The sequence below is a fragment of the Alteromonas sp. MMG017 genome, from assembly GCF_018100795.1.
Lineage (GTDB): Bacteria > Pseudomonadota > Gammaproteobacteria > Enterobacterales > Alteromonadaceae > Alteromonas.
In genome coordinates this window covers 159010-180987 of record NZ_JAGJDY010000005.1, presented here as the reverse complement: position 1 = coordinate 180987, position 21978 = coordinate 159010, and the positions used below count along the sequence as shown (strand labels likewise).

Below are 21978 nucleotides of genomic sequence, written 5' to 3'. Positions count from 1 at the left end.
AAATACGATGCTACTGTAGAAAGCAAAATTGATGCGAAAGTTAAAGCGGTGGGTTGAAATGCCGTGTACTTTATCAATAAAAGTAAGAAAAATGCGTGAACAAAATAAATTGAAGATGAGTATAGCGCTATACTTTTGCTACTACCGTGTATACTTATTTTCGAGAAAAAAATAAACATAAAAGGTGATACTATAATTAGAGAAAAATAGTTATCGAAGCCACCTTCATTACTATCTTGGTTAAAGTTAAAATACGACTCCAAAAATAGCAAAAACAATCCCCAAATAGCTAACCACCACGCAGTCTGTATTTTAATCTTTCTATGCATTTTATGCTTATTGATCAAAAAGCCTATACAAAAGAATGGAAATGAAAATAGAATCGCATTTCGGTGAAACCAGTTTCGATTAAATAACACATTAAATAGACTGCCTTCGAAATTCTGATAGTTTCCCAAGTATTGGATCGCTACCCCCAAAGTAAAAGTCAATAAAATTGCGACAGTTAGAAAGCTGGTAGATTTGTTGTTAAAAAGCATAACTATAATAGCGGCCACTAACATCCCTGATATATACCATAAGTGCCAGTACCCTATTACTATATCTCTAACTAGTTTGAAGATGCCTGAAAAAGAAAATTCTGGTATAGAAAACCAAAAATACGAGTACAACATCATCCATATAGCATATAAGATAAAAACTTTTTTAAACCAAGTTGACTGTGCACCCTGTGTTAAGATGTTAAAAAAGTAGAAACCGTTAATTATTAAGAATATGGGCACAGCTACTCTAAAAAGACCGTTTACAAAAAGGTATGAGCCTAGCGAAGAGTATTCGAGTAAAAAATTCGCATGCAACGCAACAACCATGAAAGCCATTAAAAAGCTTTAGTAAATCTAGTGAAACATTTCTCATAAATATATGAACCTGTAGTACTAAAACTTGCCTTGTAAGCAAAGCTGCCTAACAAAATAATATACCTCTTAAAACAGTATAATTAATATAGAAAATTCTAAATAGAAGATGTCGAGTAAAAGATAAAATCTTGCTTGTTACAACCAACCACAATAACTATTGATAACTCAGCTAAGCCCACGCCCCCTCAAATACCTAACCTTGATGTTTATCGAGCACTTCTTTAAAAATTCTATAATAAGACCTTGACGCCTTTTCCCATTTATAAGATTTGGCGTGTCGTTCAGCTAAAACCAAACTTTCTGCCTTTGGAGCAGTTTCCATTATATTTATCATTGCTTGTTTTAAAGAGTTGACACTGTTCGGATCTACAAGTATTCCGTGGCCTTCAGCAACCTCTTCACATGCAGTTCCAGCAGAAGTGATAACCGGACAATATGAAGCCATTGCTTCGATAATTGGAATACCAAACCCTTCATAGATAGAAGGAAACAAAAATACCCCAGCTCCCTTATACAAATTAGACAATTCGCTTTCGTCTAATCGCTCATTTATTATTTCCACCTTATCAACATCAGTAGTTCTTTTGCTGGATAGCTTTAAAATTAAAGGCCACTTTTTTTCATTTTTTATTTTTGAGTAGGCTTTTATTATTCTATCAACATTCTTTCTAGATTCATCATTTGAAACATGGAGAAAATAAGGATTTGGTTTATCAATGGTAATCGAATGATTGAACACACTTGTGTCTACACCGTTGTAGATAACAGAGATTTTATCGTTGTCTATGTTGAGATACTGATTTATTACACGCTTAGAGAATTCTGAAACTGTGACAATATGACTGAATTTTCCTTCCGCACCTTTCCAGGCCAGCTTCTTGTTTTTATTGTCTTTAAGTACCTTAAGCCTGTGACGGAGACCTACGGAATAGTGTTCTGGAAACATCATAGGACCAATTCCATGCAGAGTAACCACCAAAGGTTTTCTTAAATTACAAAGAATATCGCTGGGAGCGTGACCGCCACCGGCCCTTGGATCCCAAATCAAATCAACAGATGCCAATATTGAAACATCTGTAGTTTGTATAAACTCTACATCTAAAGTGCTGGCGTGTTTTACAATATTATCAATACAAACATCAAAGCTTTCTGGAAGATTTTCAGGACGAAATACACCAACTTTCATGGGCTTCTCTTAATGTGATATTTTTATTATTGGAAATAAAAAAATTGAGCGAATAAAAACTTAAGTAATAATATTGTATCATGTAATTTCATGGCGACTCTATAACTAGTCGAAACTCTATCATCCATAATTTGTGTTTTAGAAAGCAACTTCTAGTGTAAACTGTAATTATTCTTTGGTTCATATCTGCCAATCATTGTCTTCTTGAGATACGCACTTATTGGTAACATGTCATTGTTCAAGTTAAGGAAGAGTAGAGTGAGTTACAAAATCACCATTGGACCAAAAACAAATGCCCCAAGCTTTGATTGGGTTTTAACAGATGTGTTCGACTGTTTACAAAAAAAAACTGATTACAGCATCTCATATTTTGAGAACGAAGAGGATATTGACGAAAGTTGCCATATTGCTATATTTTCAAAATTTTTGCCTAAGAATTCAACTTTCAGAAGACTCAAAACAACTAAACTAATATTCGTCCCAATCGATTATTATTACTCAACTTTTCAAATATGGTCTGATAAGACAGTCCTCACACTGTTAGACGCCATTTTTATTCACAATAGCAATATTAATACTTATTTACCTGTTTCGGTTCCAAAGTATGCTATTGATCATTATCAAAAATTTGATATTGAGCGCAATAGTACAGTTCAAGACTTTAGACTATGGCTAGGCGTATCTGAGTATGTCCCCCAGACTATCAGATTCCTAATAGACCAGAAAATTCATCCTGACACTATCGTTTTACTTTCTGACACACAAAATATTACCAAAGACCTGAACAGTATTACTCTGCAATTAGACAGACTAGGATTAAGCCCCCCCATTGTAGGTGATGATGGCAATATTGAGATTCAAGGTTATGTAGTTCAAAAGTGGTCTGTTGAAAAGCAAAATGCCTATCTAGCCTCGTGCATATCATGCATCGATTACAAAACTAGAGAGTTTAGGCACCTCACTAAACCCCCGACTAAATGTCAAATTCATGCCAGCTCGGCAGTTCCTCAATTTGTCAATGAAGACCACCCAGCTGTCGAATTACTTCAAAAAGATGGCATTTATCTGAAAAATATAGAAGATATGCAGCGGATGGGAAAAACAGATATTATCAAGTACGGACAAACTTTAAAATTTCAATGTGATAAACGATACCACTTAAGCAATGTAGTTAAGGCATACGAAGATAATATTGCTCAGATAATAACTACTCCGGTCAAATCACGTCGATTCATTTTAATAACGCTATTATCAAGAACTATAAGAGCCTTTCTCTTTCGGCAGTTAAGTTCAGGCTCTAGGTTGCGAGAATTAATACGCCGCATCACTGGCCGATAACTATTTTATCATCTATTGAAACTCATTGAGCCAAACGTAATATGATTAAACCGTTCACACTTCGTCTTTTTATACTCATTTCATTACTTATCTCATCTGTGCCTGGACATACAAGAGACTTCGGCTGTGTCGAAAAAGACATATCAGACTACCAATGGAGAGTGAGACATGATGCAGCACTACCTGCAGTTTTAGATGCCTCCCCTAATGAAGAAATTCAAGGTTGTGTAGTCGTGACCGGGGTGGGGAAATTCCCATTAATTCTGGAAGATATGAAAAATGTTAACATTTTAATTAATGAAGAGGCATATGATTCAGACAATAACCATATGGTAAAAGATGGTGACAAATTATCTTTCAAATTTAGAGCGCCCTCAAAGTTTAATAGTAATCAGGTCGTTCGCCTTACATTTAACGAAACGGATCAAGAGCGACGAAGAAAAGTCTATCGAATAATTTGGTCAATTCAAACACTGAATGTAGAGCGGGAGCCTAGGACGTGGCTTATTGGCCCCAGCTACCCATACAGAGAAGTATCGGATGTATTACCTGACGTTGTTGCTGGCGACACATTATTTTTAGAAGCCAATGCAACTTATGAGCCTTTCGACATTAGATATGTACCTGGAACAAAAAATCTCCCTATAACTTTAAAAGGAAATACTAACGCAGCGAAAGACCGACCGATAGTAGCTGGTGGCTCTGAAAAATACAACTGGACTGTCAGTTTGAGGGGCTCTCACTATTGGATAATAGAGAACATCATCATACAAGACGGTGGTTTATGTTTTAGGAACGAATCTAATGGCACTACGATCAAGAATGTACTTATTCAACGATGTAGCACCGGTATACTCGGAACAGATCTTAATTCCGGTAACCTGACTATTCTTAACAGTGAAGTAAGAGAAAGCGGAGGAAAAGCACTTGGCCGCAGCTGGGGTCATGCAATTTATGCTGCTAGCGATCAACACAGCTTTCCAAATAGCTTGCTCACTATAAAAAACAGCTTTATACACAACAACAGGGGTAACAGTATAAAGTCTCGCTTTCAGAACACGCTCATTGAGGGGAATTGGATTGAATCTGGTGATCACCCTCAAGCCAAGTACCTTATTGAATTAATAGGCTACGACGGAAAATTTGATTTTTATGGCCAGCAGAACACAGTTTTCAATAATATATTACTTCATCAACCCCCAGGACTCGGAAGCCGCGTGGGCGGAGACGGTAATAGTGCGTCTCGGGGAGACACATTATTTAGAGACAATTTATTTTTACTGGCTCCAAATTTCAACAGAACGCTTGTCAGAACGTTCCAAGGCCTCCGCTCTTTAACATTAAGTGGGAACACCGTAGCTTTCATTTCAAAACCCAAAAGCATTGTGTTAGTTACAGACGAGCTTCAAAATCGGGAATGGGTTGAAGGAAAGCCCAACATTACCATTAAAGAAAATACGCTTAATGAACGTACTGAGCTACTTAAGCGAATACATGCAGACGTATCTGACACGAACGTGGAAAGTATCATCTTAAAAAGGAATACTTTCATCGAGCCCATAATAATTGAATACAATGAAATTAGACGTCGTCGCCCTATTATAAATAGTTACATTGAAGGAATCGAAGGTTGAATACCGCCAGTGTAAAATTTCAGGGAGTGTTAGCCCTATAACAAAGTATCGAGCTTAACTTCCTCAACTATTCTAGACACCATTTTTTCAGAGGTCATATATTGCTGGGCATAGCGTATATTCATACTTTCCATTTGCTCAAGCATATTGGGTGTATCAAATAGTTGACTAACTTTCTCTACACACTGCTCGGGAGAATTAAACTCTAAATAATGTCCTGGCTCATCCAATGTACCAGGCAACACATAATCAAAAGATTCGGTAACGATCGCCTTCCCTAAAGCAACATACTCAGCAAATTTTGCACCAATTGAGCCATGTAAACCTGTTGTAGCTATACATACAGATGCAGAGTTAACTTGACTGAGATATTGTTTTTTAGACGTTTTAGACTTATCAACAATTAAATCAGGAGCAACTTTTCGTGAGTAATTGTCATCCATTACACCTACCAAAGCATTTTCTTTAAATTTCTGCTTTAATAAACGTATCGTTTTTATCCGTGATGTATTTATTTTTTCCCTATCTGTACGTTCGATATCAGAAATTTCAAATTCTTTGTCACTTTCTGGATCCCAAAGTCTGACGTAGAAAAGTACTTTTAACGCTTGACCTTTACCAGTAGCTTTCTTGCTACTATAAAAAGCTGACTCCCTAGGCATAAAACCCAACTTGTTGTCTGAATCTAATAGCTTAACAACAGTTTTACCCTTTCCTTTCATGCCATCATTTGAAAAGCTTAAAAAACGTCGTAAAGTCATTAGAGAACGAAACGAAGGGTACACTTCGAAATACAGACCAAAAGGCCTAAGCTTACTCAGTGTTTGCCTATCCTCTTTCCTCAAAGTTCGTTTAAAATAAAGTTCGCAATGCTGATATTCCTCTTTATGGATATCTGGAGAGTCTGAGCAATCTATATATATCTGCGCATTATCGACTTTTATGAAAACGCTTGCCTTGTGATGCTGTTCCACATTTCTTTCATACATAAGAGATATAAAACCTTTGCGTGCGAGGGACTCCAGCCCTGTAAACAACTGCTGCAAGTGTCTAGCGTTAGTTTTAAGGGGGACAACCACACTCGGCTTTTTATCTTTCAAAACTTTTCCTCTATCACACATTTAAATGATCTTAATTACACTATTTGCCATGTATAATTTTATATTCTTCATGCTTTATTCCAAGAAAGCCTGCTATTGTTCCTGCAGCTGAAGATATCCGGAACAGTCCGTCAACAAAGCGCATTTTATTAAAACTGAAAATGCCGATAACCAACTTTGCTAATCCTCTCAGTAATCGAATAATAGACATCACTAAGCATCGAGCAATAGCGGTCACTTTTCTCTCTTCGAATAAATGTGAGCGAGTATAGCCAATACCCGAGCGAAAACCTCTTCTACAAAACCACTTGATTGAAGCCCTGCTTTTTGGAAACTCTTCAATAACAGGCGCATCAATATAGACGCCATTAAAACCAGCTTTTTTACATCGTAATGAAAAATGATAATCACTTGCCCCTGTCATCGCGAAGCGCTCATCAAAGCAGGGAAAAACCGAAGTTATAACTTCGCGCGACAGTAATAGATTATTGGTATAAAAAACATCAACAGCCTGACCCGGTGTTAACGGATTATCGCCATAAATTAAATCGATAGCCCAAGGAGGAGTACCTTCCTCTCCTACCGAAATCACGTGACTTGTTACTATGTGCTTTTTTGAATTTATCGCCGCATCAAACATGTTAATCAGCCACGAATCACTTCCAGGCCATTCATCGTCATCGATAAATAGTAAATATTCACCACTCATTTTTAAAAAAGTGGTTACACATTTATTTCTAGCAAACACTATGCCTGGCGTTGATTCAACCTCGTAAAGTACTTCAATACTAAGGTTACGATATTGATGTTTCAAAACGACATTTTTAGTCTTTGCGTCACTCGCATTGTCTACAACCAATACACTAACATGCATATCAGATCTGACATTTTGCTTTAATAGCTCCTCGAGCAAACGATTAAGCCACTCAGGACGTCTACAGGTAATGACAGCAATAACGATATTTACCATAAATTATCTCAAGATTTTTGAGGTTGTAGTATAAAGAGCAGCATCGAAATCATCAGGATTTCTTTTTAAATAGATGCAGTAGCTCTTGAAGATCTTTTTTCGATATCATCCAAGTTAGCCCCACATATACCAAAGCTCCAATACTTACTTGAACGACTAATATTATCCAAACACTAACGACATTTGTTAAGCAGTACCCAAGAGTAAAGCAAATAACCAGCATAAGTAGGCCAATGATGTGAGGCATTACTATTGCCGATAAACAACTTTTGAATGAAATGTTTATCGCATTGCACGAGCGATATGCATTAATGACAAAACAGAAGAAAAATGTTAGCAGCCAGGACAATGCTAACCCTACCCCACCATATTGAGCGCCAATAAGAAAAGAAGGAACTAAAACCACACCAAATATTGCCGTGTTCCCTATTATGACATTCATTTTATTCAACGATTTTAGTACTGGGCCGAAAAGCTGCTCTAGGCTTTTGATAGGCATTGAAAGGCAATATACTGATAATGTTAGTGCTGCAGGAACCCACTTGTCTCCAAAGAGCGCTGGAATGAGCGTATTAGCAACTCCCGCCAAGCCGAAAAAAACAGGCACAAATAGTAGAGCGCTCAAACGTTGGCTTTTCAAAAAATAACGCTCTATCCCTACAGGATCCTCTTGAATTTTGGAGTAGACCGGATAGGCAACTTGTCTTAGCAGGGGTAAAACCTTAGCTGCTGGCATCATAGCTAACATCACGGCAAACTGATAATAGCCCAGTTCCATTGTTGATAAATACAATCCTGCAATGGCAATATCGACATTGAAAATTGCATAGCCAATGGTAGCCTGCAAGGCCGCTTTCCACGAAAACTCAAAAATGCTTTTTGTTTTTGCAGTGAAGCGTTTTGGGAAAACCCACACTGTGTTTTTAATTAAATACCCAAATTGTTTTATCGTTTCTAAAATTAATATGCCAGCAATGATAGACCAATATCCAAAACCTGCCCAAGCTAGGGTTACGGTCGATAACGCGCTTACAGATTCTGCTGTAGCATCTACCACTGAAAGCTTCTTGAAGCGCATCTCACGGTTGAGCAACGTCCCTGGTATAAAACCAACCAGCGCGATAATAAATGTAACTGACGTCACCCTGACAACTGCCTCTAACCTTTGATCGTCGTAGAAACCAGCTAAGTAAGGAGCAGAAATCTGTAACAGAGCAAATAGTAGAAAATGTGCAATGATTGTTAGTGTAAAAAACTCACCAAGTAGCCTCTCATCAACTTCTTTTTCCCTTATTAAAGCAGCTGCGATACCGCTTTTACTAAACGACCAAAGAAGTGAAGTAAAAAATGAAGCTAATGCGATTACTGCGTAGTCTTCTGGAAATAAGAATCGTAGCGTAAATATTGTTGTTAACCATCGAACAGATTGTCCAACAAGTTTCCCTAAAGCTACCCACTTCAAAGAGTCTAGCACCAGCTGCCTCATAACACCTGTTCCCGACTTTGGGTAAGACCAGAATTCATGCTCAGCGAATTATCAATTATCATTTTTTTCCATTTTTGTTTTCTTGCATAAGCAATATTGAATGGCACACGTAATATTGTTGACTACTTACTGGCTATTTATCTTTAGACAACCACTGCTCAAACATTTTTACTGGCCAACTAATTTTCCACCAATACGACTGATATGCTTTCATAAAAAGGTGCCTAAAATGCACCTCTTCTTTTTTAAGAGAAATTAAATGCTCTATTAATACTGGCGACAGACTTTTTTTGTATTTTGAATATTCTGTTGCAGTTTCCACAACTTTAGCGTGATTAACAGTTGGTTCGGTAAATGCGTCAAAAAGTTTTAAAGCTATAGATGTTAAGGGAGTTTTAGGCGTATTAATATTTGCCTGATTCTTCAGATTTTTATCGATAAAATTTAACGAGTCAGGGTCAAATTCGACATCTAAAGATGCAACCATAGCAAGTTCTTTAGCAACGACCTGTGGATTACTCAATAAGCGCTCATAAGCCAAAACAAATAGGTTTTTATCTACACTGTTAAAATATCCAGACAACGTGTAGTTAATCCAAAGCATGAGTGACTTTTCTAAAGAAAATCCATCTCGCTTTTTTAAAGAGGCATAAACTTCAAATGGTGAACGAATCATTAAGACATACGTTGCTTCAATGTCCGATTGATCAATTACCTTCTGCCAAAATGGAAGTAATAAAGTAGTTCGCGGGTCTTTCATCCCCCATGCAGACTGATTTTCATAATCGTTAGCGATTATACGCCTACCTTTATTTTCAATGGCATTGTCTAATTCGGGTAGATGTTTGTCTATACACGCGGCGAGAGGGTCATCCCAAGACCATAGCAGCCTATCTAGAATCTGCTCATTGAGACCTACAAGTTCAGAATTTTCATAAAACCCTTTTTCATTAACCCCTTTTTGTGCGGCAAAGAGTGTTTTCCCCATAAATACGCCCATCTCAGCTAATAGACCTGAAACCGCCGAGGTTCCACTTCTATGCATGCCTATAACTAATATTGCTTTTTGTCGCATTGTGCTACCCACTAAGTTTCTTTTTTATCACTCGCATTTGTTCTATTACTAAAGGTGGGGTGATAAAAAGAAGGCTAGAATAAACTAAGAGCGTAATACTTTGAGGTTTTATTTTCCACGCATGATAGTAACAAACAGCAGCAGCTTGGGGCTCATTTTGGTACAACAGGTTATCACCATAATGCTTATTAATGTTAACCTCAGCATCACGGCACATTGCCTTCTCAGCATCACTTGATCCATCCAACTCAGCGATCTTTCGAACGCATATCAAATCCGCAATCCACATCTTTTTTTCATTAAGTGAATAATTTTCACCATGAATAAAGTAGGTCGCTAGAGGTTTTTTGACTACGGCAAATTTCGACTCTTTAGCGACTCTTAGCCAAACATGCCTGTCATCCACACCATGTAGTTCTGGGCTTTCGTCAAATCCGCCTATTCGCTCAAGTATTGACTTTCTAACCATTGCCGTACAGCAAGATATAAAGTTTCTATGTAGCAGCTCTTCAAAGCACCAGCCTTCTTGCTCTGGAGTACTTATTGATTCTACACCATGCTTCCAAACATCAACCCAACTGTAGACTAAGCCAACTTCAATATCGTCAAACTTAGGCAGTTGTTGCTCGATTTTGTCAGCGTGCCATTGATCGTCTTGATCACAAAAGCCGATAAACTCTCCAGTGGAAACCTCAATGCCATAATTTCTGGCTGATGCAACTCCACCATTCTTCTTTTTATGATATTTAACTTTTTCATTATCCAAATACCCAGATATTATATCTACTGATGTATCCGTTGAACCATCATCAATAAGAAGAATTTCATAATCTTTTACTGTTTGAGAAAGTAAACTATCTATTGTTTTTCTAAGCGTTTTCTCACCATTGTAAACGGCCACTATAATACTTACTTTACCCACATTAAATTTCTCCAGTGTTCAAATTGAGAGCAGAACAGTTATTAAAAAGTAGAGGGCTATAAGACTCATTACACTAAGTAAAAAGACCTTAAATAAATCTTTGCCTTTAAAGCTCAAATCAAACTGTGGATATGTCGAATTTACGCGAAAAAATGCTGCTGCAACCATGGCGGCAAAGATATAAAAAAACATAATGAAACTTCGACTTATGAAAAAGGCTGTTGTGCAATAGCCAATGATAGACACCATCAAATATATACTTAGTGTTCTCTCTTGTTTTAGTCGATCGTCACCGCTTTCCTTTTCTTGAGGCATTTTTATAATACGAATTAACATAAAAAATATTAAAATAACAAACATCATCCATAACACATATCCCACTGTGCCAAGTTCGGCCATCATAGTTACGTAAGAATTGTGAGCAACTTTTGGGTGATACTCTAAAAATCGCCCCTTACCGAATCCAAAAAGCGGGCGGTGTTTTAGCATTTGAATGCCTTCGTACCAAGCAGTAAGGCGCTGCAAGGCGCTATCATCGTCTTTACTGATAGCTCTTGATGTTCCCATAAGTACTAATACCGCGGGTAAAGTTACTCCAGCAAGCATAATGGACTTAATTTTACCGTAGCGAATATAAAAGAAACTAAAGAATACTGCCATTAAGCCCACGAGAGAGCCTCGGCTCCCCGTCCAATACACACCAACTAACATCAAACAAAGTGTACCGAAAGATGCCAGCCTCATTAGCATTCCTTTAGCCGTGACCATAAAATAAGCTGCAATAGGAACATTCATTACCAGAAACATCCCCATGTCGTTGGGATCGTTGAAGATTCCAATGTAACGAACTTGAATCATCTCTTTGCCGGTATCGTAGCGGTAGATAACTGTTTCAGCCCATCCTTCGCCTGTTGGGCTATTTATTTGCACATAAGCATGCTGAACCATCACAAGACACGCTGCGATTGATATAAACAAAATCACACGTTGGCGCCGGATAGAAATTAGAAAACCAAGGAAAAGTAGAAATGGGATGATGTTTGAGTAAATCCAATCAAGAACGATTGATAAATCGGAAAAATATCGAAAAGCCCTTACTTCGGATAACAACATAGAAAAGAACATCAGTACCATTATTGTACATTGAGCATTCCATGTTTTAGGTCTAACACCTATCAAATAAGCTATAAAAGTAACAATTAGAATAGTTCTTAATATAGAGAACTCAATATTTACAGCTGGCCACTCGTGCGGTCTGATTAGTACCAGTGCCGCGTATACACATAGTAGAAAAAAGCCAAATGGTGAATTAGCATGCTCTGAATGTTTGCCGAATCTTTTCATCGGTTCAGACATGAGATCTACCCAAACGTTTTTTTACTAATTGTTTAATTAAGCTGATATAGCCAATCATTTTTTGAAAATACAACTGCCGTAGATTGTTGAAAATTTTTACAGAAGCGATAACTTCTGTTTCATCTGAGATGTTGCTCTTATAACTCACGGAACCACTGGACATCATGAAGTCGTAAGACGCTAACCCAAGCGCACGTGCGAGCTCCAACTGTTCATGGTGCAGCAACATTCCTGGGGAGATATTTGGTTTAAACGAGGTATCCACGCCATTTTGATAGAAAATTAAGTCGTTACCAGAAATAATTCCATAATTGACGGCTAGCACATTCTTACCGACGCTCAGATATATCAATGAAAGCCTTTTCGACTTAAGTAATTTCACCAATATCTCTTGATGAAATTGCTTGAACAATGGATCATCAAAAATTGGGAAATGCCCTTTTTCGCTCCACCTTTGGGTGTGCAACGTTGCAAGTACGTCAAACACCTCAATTAGCTCTTTTGGGTTCTGGACTCTCTTAACTATGGCATTTTGTTTGTTTGCAGCCTTTCTTATTCGAGCGGTTTTCTTAACCAATGCGTTATTATCGATGTTCGTCATTGCACGATAACGCCTTCCAATATACCTTACTATATAAGAAGACTTTGAAAGCTTACACCATGTAAGGAGGCTTGCGTTTAACGCTACATTACTTAAATATATCGCTTCAATTTTACCTAACGACATAATACTACTCAGAGGCGGTAAGTCCGATACTGCCATTAATGGACTGAGTAATAAGTCTTGCATTTCACTGCAAGTTTCAGACATTTCAGGCTCACCAGAGCCAATAAACCACCCTACAGATAGATTGTCTTTCCTAACATAAAGTGGCAATAACCCGTATATATTCTCAGAGTCACAAATTACTATGACAAATAAACTTGCTACCGTGTCACTATAAACTTTGAACCAAGTTGTAACCCATTCATAACTAGTAAAAACGGTAGCATTTAAACCGCATGAATGCAGGTTCTCCCACGATTCTCGAATAGCCTCCAGTTCTCGTAAGTCCGTTAGTATCCGTACCCGCTTACCTTTTATCACAGATCTAACCGTTTCAAGTCCTCGGCATTACATTCATTTTTGCATTGCGAAGATATCCAGTGAATTGCGGTAAAGTTGGAAAGCTTTAGCGCATTTAACAGCCGTTGTTTTTTTAAGTTATAAAGCTCTGTTTCGTACTCCGAGCCCACCTGATAACGATACGCAATAAGCCTAAAGTTCGCTAAAGCGTCTGCTACGATAACTACGTTCCAGTTATCATTCGGCATAGTACCAATTTCTTTATAACCTTTAGGTATTGCTGAATTTAAATAATATGATGCTTTAGCGTCGAGTGTCGAACCATCAAACGAATAGTTCAGCTCCGTCACAGAAATTTCTCCAACAAGGTGTTGAGTTTCACAGGTTGAAGATGCATTGAATATCATAGGCACTATTTTAGTACTAATTGGTGGGCATTGAGTAATCTCTTGGCTATTCTTCGATGACATTACTGCAAAAGAAGAGGAAAGAAAAATACTTAACACTAATGCAGTATACAGTGTCGGCTTTGAGAGCTTACTCATTGTCGGACTGGCAATAAATTCATTTCTTCCCAAGTCTCGTTCTTCTTTTTCTTCAAGCTTTTTGCCTAAATAAAACTGTAAGATAGCGACAGGGATATAGATATACCAGCCAAAATTATTGTGATCGGTCATTAGTGAACTTTCCATATCTGTTACATGACCAATGACTATTAAAAGAACAATTCGAATCCAATTGGTTACTAATGCACCAAATATTGCGAAACAAGCGAATACCAGCCCTGCTTTAAATGTTCGTAAATATAAAAATATATACAAACTACTAATAGCTAAAGAAACAATAATATACCTAAGACCACTGCAGCCCTCCGCAATTTCAAAAATACCTGCAGGGATGGTGACAAATTCATTTTCAACGTAAACAGGGATGTCTGTGAGTGACATCATTATCGTTACCATGAATACAGAAATCTTTTGAAATAACAGAGCTAGGGAGCCCCAGAAAGGGTAGACAAATACGATATATGCGATAGGAAAAAGGGTTGATATATTAAATCTAAACACTTGAAAAATTAATGCTATCAGAACTAATAAAGACGTAACCCAATATAACAAGCTTATTTGAGATAAAGTCGCTATCCACAGAGCAAAGCCTGTAAAGAGCAGAAAAGTGAACCAAGTAAGGCTGAGCGAACCGCGGAATTGGATTCTATTTTCGACATCTAAGATATAAATTAGATACAGAATAATAAACGGTACAAGGAAAGAGTGGGAATAGGTGCCATCATCGAAGCCATACTCCCACAGCGTCCCCATTATTGGGTAGTTTGACACCAACCATGTGCATAGCAGGAGCAAGAACACCCAAAAGTGTTTAAGTTTTCCAATATTTTCCCACATACTACATATCCCTGTTGATTGGTTGCATTAATCACAATAATGATTAGCGGCCCTTACCAAAGATTACGACCTCAACAGTTCTTATCAGAATCAAGATATCAAGTAATAAACTTTGGTGCTTAACGTAATACAGATCAAACTTAAGCTTTTCCATGGAATCTTCTACACTTGCCCCATAGGGATAGTTGAGCTGAGCCCACCCAGCCAATCCGGGCTTTACATTGTGTCGCTGATTGTAATAGGGAACTTCTTTCACTAACTGCTCAACAAATTGAGGTCTTTCTGGGCGAGGGCCAATGAAAGACATTTCACCTTTAAATACGTTTAGTAACTGAGGCAATTCATCGACGCGATATTTTCTAATAAAATGCCCAATTCGCGTTACTCGATCGTCATTTTTACTTGCCCATTTTGCACCGTCTTTTTCGGCATCAGGCCGCATACTCCGAAACTTCAGTATTTTGAACAACTGTCCATTTAAGCCAACTCGCTCTTGAGCGTAAAACACAGAAACCCCTGTGCGTCGACCATCATCAAGATAGATAATGAGTGCGGTAGTGAGCATGATTGGCCATACAAATATAAACACAAATAATGCTAATATGGCGTTAAGGCTGTAATCCAGTGCATCTCTTAGATAATTTTGGCTTTGGAAACCGTTAGAATAGATGACCCAACTTGGATACATCAGGTTTACAACAATTTGCCCAGTCTCTCTTTCCATAAAGTCGAGTAATTCGGTAACCTCGATACCGCGAAGGCGGCATTCAAAAAGGACTTCAACAGGCAAAGTACCGCGACGCTGATCACACGCAATGACAATTTCTTCAATATCATTGTCATTGATAAACTGCTGAAAGTTCTCATCCACCTTTATGTGAACGATTTTTTCCCTACGAATACCATCTTCTCGGTTGTCACCAGGAATAGGCACAAACCCGACCATTTCAAAGCCGATCCTATCGACATCTCGACGCATACGCTTTTCAATAATTGATGCTCTCTCACCCGCGCCCAACACCACTATACGAACTTTGCCTAAACCTAAAAGCCCCAAGCGGTTAGTAAAGTAGCGAAAAATAACTAACGTTATTATTATTGAAAAAACAGCTGCAGGGAGAAAATAGGCATCCATCACTAATTCGTCGAACAGAGCTCTGCTAACTATTTCGACAAGAAAATAGCTCAAACCAACACTAACGAAAATTCTTCTTATAATGCCTCTAAAAGTCTCTCTTAATTTTGCTTCGTAAAGCCCTACCGATAGGGAACACAGTAATATAGCAAGCGTAAGAAGGCCTACATTGATTATCAATTTCTCAGGTTGGACTTTTGAAACCAAGTGAACCTGTGTCAGGATGAAATAAGTTATATAACCCATGTAGGCTATAAGTAACGCTTCTGTAACGACTAATATATTTGAGCGTTTATTTTGATTTCGCTTGTTTACTGCCACCCCTGGCCCCTTAAAACTACAAAGTTACCCCATCATAGAGGGATTTATTCTAATAGACTAGAATTCTTGTTGGCATTATAATTGGAATTCCCGTAGGGTAAATACCGAATGCTATAATTTAGCCATATGAGTGTAGGATGATCTCTTATGTTTTGTTTTAAACGCATGCCATTGAGCTATGCAGTAATATTTTTAATATCTATATTAGGCGGGTGTTCAAACACTTCAACGCTTTCCCAAGCTACCACCCGAGCATCGTTAACCACTGACGTTAATGATTACCAGTACCTTATTGGTCCCGGCGATTCTTTGACGATTTTTGTGTGGCGAAATCCTGAGGTTTCAGGAAAGTTTATTGTCAGACCCGATGGTAAGGTAACAACTTCTTTGGTTGAAGATCTCGATGTTGCGGGAAGAACTCCTACTCTTTTGGCTCGCGAAATCGAAGAGCAGCTTTCTGTTTATATCAATAATCCTCGAGTCACAGTGAGCGTTAATAATTTCGCGGGGCCTCTTAGTGAGCAAGTTAGGGTTATCGGTGAAGCGACTAACCCAAGTGCAGTCAGTTATACTGAACATATGACTCTACTGGATTTAATGATTGCCGTCGGAGGCTTAACAGAGTTCGCTGACGGAAACAGTGCCAAATTAGTTCGAGTTGTTAACGGTAAACAAAATACTTATTCCTTAAGTATCGACGATTTGATCAGAAGTGGCGATATACAGAAAAATGTCGATATACTTCCAGGCGATATAATTATCATTCCAGAAGCTTGGTTTTAGTTCTAAGTAGTACACGGAACACTTTTAAATGCAGGATTTACAACAAACTTTAGTTCAATTCCTTGATCTTGTTAAAGGAATTTGGATTAAGAAACGTCACGTCATTATCATGTCTTGGCTTATATGCCCAATCGGATTCGTCATGGTAGCTACACTTCCTGATGAATACACTTCTAAAGCCCAGGTTTACGTCGATACAAGGTCTGTTCTGCAACCACTTCTCAAAGGTCTTGCTATACAGTCTGATCCGGATCAGGAAGTGAAGATGATGGCGAGAACCCTGCTTAGCCGTTCAAACGTAGAAATCATAGCGAGAGAAAGCGATTTAGATATAACAACTGAAACTGAACGTGAATTTGAAGACTTAGTAACAAATCTAGCACTTCAAATTCAGCTACGCTCTACGGGTAGAGACAACATATATAACATAAGTTTCAGTCATCCTAATGCCGCTACAGCACAAAAAGTAGTTCAAGAAACACTTGATTTATTCGTTGAAGGGTCTTTAGGTAATAACCGCAGAGATACAGATACCGCTGGTCGTTTTTTGCAGGAGGAGATCGCTGAGTATGAAAGTAGATTAGCGGAATCCGAACAACGCTTAGCTCAGTTTAAGCGCCAGTATAATAATATACTTCCGCTTTCTGGAACATATTATTCTCGACTTCAAACCCTGAATACAAATTTAGAAGATACCAAGCTCGCAATAAAGCAAACGCAGCAACAAGTTGAGTCTCTTAGGGCACAAATCAAGAACGGCGCCAGCATAGATAGCTTTGGAGTTTCAAACAAAGATAGCCCAGCTCTTCAAACCAGATATGACGAACGTATAAGAAAGTTAGAGGAAGACCTAGATAGATTAAAATTACGTTTTACTGACCTCCACCCCGATGTCATTGAAACTCAACAACTTTTGGAAAGCCTTGAAAAATCAAGGAAAAGAGAAATAGATTCTTTTCTTGCTAACGTGGGTGATGACAACCAAGCTCCACTAAATGAGCTAACCCAAGAAATTAGATTAGAAATAAGTAGGCTTCAAAGCGAGATTGCTTCATTAAATGTTAAAGAAACAGATCTTGAAAATAAAATTGCTGAACTCGAATCTAAAGTCGACTTAATTCCACAAATCGAAGCAGAGTCTACAGCTCTAAATCGAGACTACGGTATCACAAAAAACAAATACGAAGAGTTGCTTGGCAGAAGAGAAGCCGCAGATTTGTCACGTCGAGCTGAAGTGTCGTCTGAGGAATTACAATTCCGCATTATTGAGCCACCATTGGTGCCTAACACAGCCTCAGGCCCTAAACGGTTAATTTTATATACAGGTGTCCTTCTTATAGGTTTTGGCGCAGGTATAGGCTTAGCATTCCTTGTAAGTCAACTAAGTCCTATTTTAACTCGACCTAATCAGCTTATTAAGCTTTCTGAATACCCAATTTGGGGGACGGTTACACACCTCGATTATGAAAATATAAAGAAGAGGGATAAGGTTAGGTTACTCATTTTCGTTCTGTCTTCACTCGCTATCGTTTTTATTTACGCCGTACTTATGGCTGCAGAAATTATGAATATCAATATTATTGAGAGGTTTTTGTAATGCGCAATACTATTGAAAAAGCACTACAAAAACAAAGGGAAAAAGAGAGGGAGATTGCCAACTCAGAAACTCATAGTGACGATGGAAATCAGACTGGCTCGCACCAACTCTCTGAAGAAATACAGCATACTCAGGAAACACCTAATACTGTTTCAACTGCTGGTAGCTCAAACCTTGACCCTTTTAATATCGATTTACAAAGACTAAGCGAAAATGGCCACATTGCTCTGCTCGGCGAGCGAAAACAAATAAATGAAGAGTATCGTGAAATCAAAAGGAAACTGCTTGCGAATGCTTTCGGAGCACTTGCTAAAACCATTAACAATCCAAATATCATCATGGTCACAAGTAGCCGGCCATCTGAGGGAAAAACTTTCACAGCCACTAACTTGGCGCTGAGTATTGCATCTGAGCAAGATAAGACAGTGCTTTTGGTTGATGCCGATGTATTAAAACCAAATGTTTTAAATACTCTGGGCTTAGAACGTAGAAAAGGTTTAATGGAATACTTAACCGGAGATGTGAGTGATATTTCTGAAGTTCTATACCCCACTAATATTGATAAGTTAAAGATAATTCCAGCAGGGAAGTCACATCATTTATCGACCGAAATGCTTGCCAGCCATAAAATGCATGAAACTGTGGACGAGTTCGCGAATAGATACCCAGATCGTGTAGTAATCTTTGATACACCTCCTTTAATTGGCATAAATGAAAGTGCTATCTTGGCAAATTTCGCTGGGCAAGCGGTGGTGGTGGTTGAAGAAGGCAAAGCCAAAATTAGCGATATTAAAATGTCGGTTGAGCGATTAAACCCTGAGATGGCGATTGGATTTGTTGTAAATAAATCGGTCCATCATGATACCGACGGAAGCGGATATTATGGATACTACTATGCCGAGCGTAAAGTTTAAAAACATCAACACAAAGTGTCGTTTACATGGAACAATTTACTTAGCGCTTTCAATAGCTTCATTGTTGTCCCCTTATGCTTTTGCTGATATTGACATCACTGGAACTGTACAAGGTGAATCCATATTTCAGGAAGTTGATTCAGAAGACGATGGGACTTTATCATTAACAACTTTTTCTATTAGCCCTAAGCTAAATACATCTCTAGAAACGAGAACTTTTTCGGGTTTTTGGTCTGGAACGATAACTCATTTGGAGCGTGATAAGCGCGACGATAGCCGGAACGATACATTCGGTGAATACGACTACTCAGCTAGGTGGGCACCTTTCGAAAGGTTTGTATTATTTGATGCATCTGGAGCGTTAACTTATCAAAATACAGATTCTAGCAATTATCTTGTATCAGATTTTTTAAGTAATGCTGATAGCTTGTCAAAAACACGCTCCAATCGAATTGCTACTTCAGTATTCTCGGACCAAGGTAATTGGGCCCAAGGTTTCGGTAGAGTGTCGTACTCAAATGTGAAGAGTGAAAGATCAGAACTGGATTTAGGGAATGCGTTAAACAACAATATTCTCCAATTTGAAGGCACTTTCGAGAATGGAGACCAAGCAAAGCAATTTATTTGGGAGGTATCGGGGACATATCAAGACTCAGATAGAGATGAAAGTGTTGGGGGTGACTATTTAGCAAGAACTGTCGATGCCTTCATTGATACATCTTTTGCAAAAAACTGGGCAATACGTCTCACGGGATCTCATGAAGCCAACCAAATATCCGACAGAACCGATACAACAAGCAGTACGCGAGAGTTTAACTCTTATGGTGCAGGATTAACTTATCGACAAAACGCTAATCGATATATATCGGTAACTGCAAATAAAAGTGATTCAGACGTTTCTAACGATGACAGCAATACTTATGTGGGCTTAGACATCGAATGGGCGCTAAGTAACCGTACTTCCGTTAAGGGCAGCTACGGCAGACGCTTTTATGGTGAATCGGCTTCGGCAGATATTACTTACAATTCAAAATATTTCCGAACAGCCTTATCTTACTCTGAAGACGTAACTACCACATCACAATTATTAGCTGACTTTGAAAACTTGGGTGTTTTTGTGTGTCCGACTAACTCAACTTCAATTTCAGGTTGCTTTCAACCAAACTCTTTAGACTATACCACTAGCGCAGACGAGCAGTTCGTTCAACTTACTACTCAAAATTTATCTTTTGACGATAATATAATTCTGTTGAAAAGTACCAATTTTCAAGCCGGCTATAGCTTCTCTAGACTAACATTTGCATTTTCTTGGCGATATGATGAAAGTGATTATTTAGATGAAGATAGGTTGCGAAGAACCTATGCTTTGGGGACTACGGTAGCATACCAACTTGGTAATTATACTTATTTAAACACCAGTGTCGATTATGCAAATGTAGATGAACGTTCAAATAGTGACGGGATAAATACAGGAAGCACTGACAATTGGAATGCCTCACTAGGCTTAGAACGGAATATTGGACGCTCACTCACAACTAATATTGACATTACTTATCTTGAGAAAAATGGTGACCTCGCAATCGGGGGCGGGCAATTTGGAGAGAATTACACGGACCGAAGAATTACCCTATCCATCATTTATACTTATCAGTAGGTTATTGAGAGTGACGGGATTTCCGCGTCACTCTAGCCCCTCTACTCACTCTTATCCGTACTCTTCAGCCTTACATAAGTTTTAAACTTTTTCTTCATTAGTTTATCTACATACTGCGTCATTTTAACTTTATGTGATATTGCGTCATCGAGCGCGTCTACCAACTCTGCCAACATATCAAGATAGTACTTACTATCTCGTATGATATTGCCGCCTGGTGTCATAATAGCTCTGTTTTCAGGATGCTCTGCGAAATCTTGGGCTTGGGATGGTGAATGGCCCACCCCACTCTCAGGCTCAAACATTTCTGCTTTAACCTCATCTATCACTTCTTTAACGGCATCTTCATCAAAGCTTTTAAGCTCCTCTAAAAAGCCAAAAAGCATGATACGATCCATCAGCGTATTTATTTTACGAGGCACACCGCGGGTAAACTTATAGATGCGCTCATACGCCCCTTCTGAAAACAAATCTTCGCCATTCCAGCCAGCATGGTGTAAGCGATATTCAATATACTCTTTGCACTCATCTAACGTGAGGGGCGCTAGATGACAAGAAGCCACAATCCGCTGTCTGAACTGCTCCATATTAGGTGCACGCAAAATGGGTTGTAGTTCTTCTTGGCCTAATAGAAAGCTTTGAATTAACGGCTTACCATTAAGCTGAAAGTTAGACAGCATACGTAGCTCTTCTATCGATTCTAGCGGCAAGTTCTGAGCTTCATCAACAAGCAGTAATGCACGGCGGCCTTGGGTGCTCAAGTCGTACAAGAACACCTCAAGCATCTTTAAAATTTCAGCTTTGCTTCTTCCGTCCGTATTGATATCGAACTTTGAGGCCACCATTTTAACCAGCTCATCAGGAGACAGTTTCGGCGTTACGATTTGGGCTGCGAAAATATCGTCTTGAATCTCAGCCAGCAAGCTATTCGCGACGGTAGTTTTCCCTGTACCAATATCACCCGTGATAACAATAAACCCCTCAGCCTGCGACAGCCCATACTGAAGGTATGATATGGCGCGTTTGTGCCACTTACTGGCAAAAAAGAAGCCTGGGTCTGGTGTTAACTGAAAAGGTTTGGCGTTAAGTCCGTAGTAACTTTCGTACATTCTGATATCCGT

At 38.6% G+C, this 21978-nt stretch carries 17 protein-coding genes; 6 read left to right on the top strand and 11 right to left on the bottom strand.

From position 1 onward, the window contains the following. Positions 1–1110 precede the first annotated feature (1110 nt). Positions 1111–2103, bottom strand: a complete 993-nt coding sequence (locus tag J8L84_RS09660) for a glycosyltransferase family 1 protein (RefSeq protein ID WP_211070518.1) — start codon at positions 2101–2103, stop codon at positions 1111–1113. Between the two features lie 258 nt (positions 2104–2361). On the opposite strand from J8L84_RS09660, the gene J8L84_RS09655 reads away from it, so the two are divergent. Next, positions 2362–3441, top strand: coding sequence for a hypothetical protein (locus J8L84_RS09655; protein ID WP_211070517.1), 1080 nt, complete (start codon positions 2362–2364; stop codon positions 3439–3441). Positions 3442–3482: 41 nt separating this feature from the next. Further along, positions 3483–5075, top strand: coding sequence for a right-handed parallel beta-helix repeat-containing protein (locus J8L84_RS09650; RefSeq protein ID WP_211070516.1), 1593 nt, complete (start codon positions 3483–3485; stop codon positions 5073–5075). 35 nt (positions 5076–5110) lie between these two features. Here the strand turns inward: J8L84_RS09650 and J8L84_RS09645 are convergent, their stop codons facing one another. From J8L84_RS09645 to J8L84_RS09605, 9 genes are all read right to left on the bottom strand, one after another. Then, positions 5111–6175: a hypothetical protein gene (locus J8L84_RS09645; RefSeq protein ID WP_211070515.1), complete on the bottom strand. Its 1065-nt coding sequence runs from the start codon at positions 6173–6175 to the stop codon at positions 5111–5113. A 40-nt stretch (positions 6176–6215) separates the two neighbouring features. Continuing rightward, the gene (locus tag J8L84_RS09640; RefSeq protein WP_211070514.1) at positions 6216–7145 is read right to left on the bottom strand and encodes a glycosyltransferase family 2 protein; all 930 of its coding nucleotides are present in this window, start codon (positions 7143–7145) and stop codon (positions 6216–6218) included. Positions 7146–7197: 52 nt separating this feature from the next. Beyond that, the gene (locus J8L84_RS09635) at positions 7198–8631 is read right to left on the bottom strand and encodes a lipopolysaccharide biosynthesis protein (protein ID WP_211070513.1); all 1434 of its coding nucleotides are present in this window, start codon (positions 8629–8631) and stop codon (positions 7198–7200) included. A gap of 133 nt (positions 8632–8764) precedes the next feature. Next, positions 8765–9706, bottom strand: a complete 942-nt coding sequence (locus J8L84_RS09630) for a hypothetical protein (RefSeq protein WP_211070512.1) — start codon at positions 9704–9706, stop codon at positions 8765–8767. A 4-nt stretch (positions 9707–9710) separates the two neighbouring features. Next, the gene (locus J8L84_RS09625; RefSeq protein WP_211070511.1) at positions 9711–10628 is read right to left on the bottom strand and encodes a glycosyltransferase family 2 protein; all 918 of its coding nucleotides are present in this window, start codon (positions 10626–10628) and stop codon (positions 9711–9713) included. Between the two features lie 18 nt (positions 10629–10646). Next, on the bottom strand, positions 10647–11984 hold the full coding sequence (locus J8L84_RS09620) for an O-antigen ligase family protein (protein ID WP_211070510.1): 1338 nt from the start codon (positions 11982–11984) through the stop codon (positions 10647–10649). Beyond that, positions 11977–13071 carry a GNAT family N-acetyltransferase gene (locus J8L84_RS20665; RefSeq protein WP_211070509.1) on the bottom strand — a complete coding sequence of 365 codons (1095 nt, stop codon included), beginning with the start codon at positions 13069–13071 and terminating at the stop codon, positions 11977–11979. Before J8L84_RS20665 ends, J8L84_RS09620 begins: the two co-directional genes overlap by 8 nt. Continuing rightward, positions 13068–14453: an exosortase gene (xrt, locus tag J8L84_RS09610; protein ID WP_211070508.1), complete on the bottom strand. Its 1386-nt coding sequence runs from the start codon at positions 14451–14453 to the stop codon at positions 13068–13070. The genes J8L84_RS20665 and xrt overlap by 4 nt, the downstream gene beginning before the upstream one ends. A gap of 43 nt (positions 14454–14496) precedes the next feature. Next, a complete protein-coding gene (locus J8L84_RS09605; protein ID WP_211070507.1) occupies positions 14497–15909 on the bottom strand; it encodes a TIGR03013 family XrtA/PEP-CTERM system glycosyltransferase in 1413 nt (470 codons plus the stop codon). Between the two features lie 147 nt (positions 15910–16056). Here J8L84_RS09605 and J8L84_RS09600 point away from each other — a divergent pair, with 147 nt between their 5' ends. From J8L84_RS09600 to J8L84_RS09585, 4 genes are read left to right on the top strand one after another with little or no spacing between them, the layout of a single operon-like run. After that, positions 16057–16692 (top strand): XrtA/PEP-CTERM system exopolysaccharide export protein, encoded by a 636-nt coding sequence (locus J8L84_RS09600; protein ID WP_211070506.1) that lies wholly within the window; start codon positions 16057–16059, stop codon positions 16690–16692. Positions 16693–16720: 28 nt separating this feature from the next. Then, positions 16721–18289: an XrtA system polysaccharide chain length determinant gene (locus J8L84_RS09595; protein WP_211070505.1), complete on the top strand. Its 1569-nt coding sequence runs from the start codon at positions 16721–16723 to the stop codon at positions 18287–18289. Next, positions 18289–19203 (top strand): XrtA-associated tyrosine autokinase, encoded by a 915-nt coding sequence (locus J8L84_RS09590; protein WP_211070504.1) that lies wholly within the window; start codon positions 18289–18291, stop codon positions 19201–19203. Before J8L84_RS09595 ends, J8L84_RS09590 begins: the two co-directional genes overlap by 1 nt. Next, entirely contained in the window at positions 19172–20857 is a 1686-nt protein-coding gene (locus J8L84_RS09585) for a TIGR03016 family PEP-CTERM system-associated outer membrane protein (protein ID WP_211070503.1), read from the top strand. Before J8L84_RS09590 ends, J8L84_RS09585 begins: the two co-directional genes overlap by 32 nt. A 41-nt stretch (positions 20858–20898) precedes the next feature. Here J8L84_RS09585 and J8L84_RS09580 read toward each other — a convergent pair whose 3' ends face one another. Continuing rightward, the gene (locus J8L84_RS09580; protein WP_211070502.1) at positions 20899–21966 is read right to left on the bottom strand and encodes an XrtA/PEP-CTERM system-associated ATPase; all 1068 of its coding nucleotides are present in this window, start codon (positions 21964–21966) and stop codon (positions 20899–20901) included. Positions 21967–21978 lie beyond the last annotated feature (12 nt).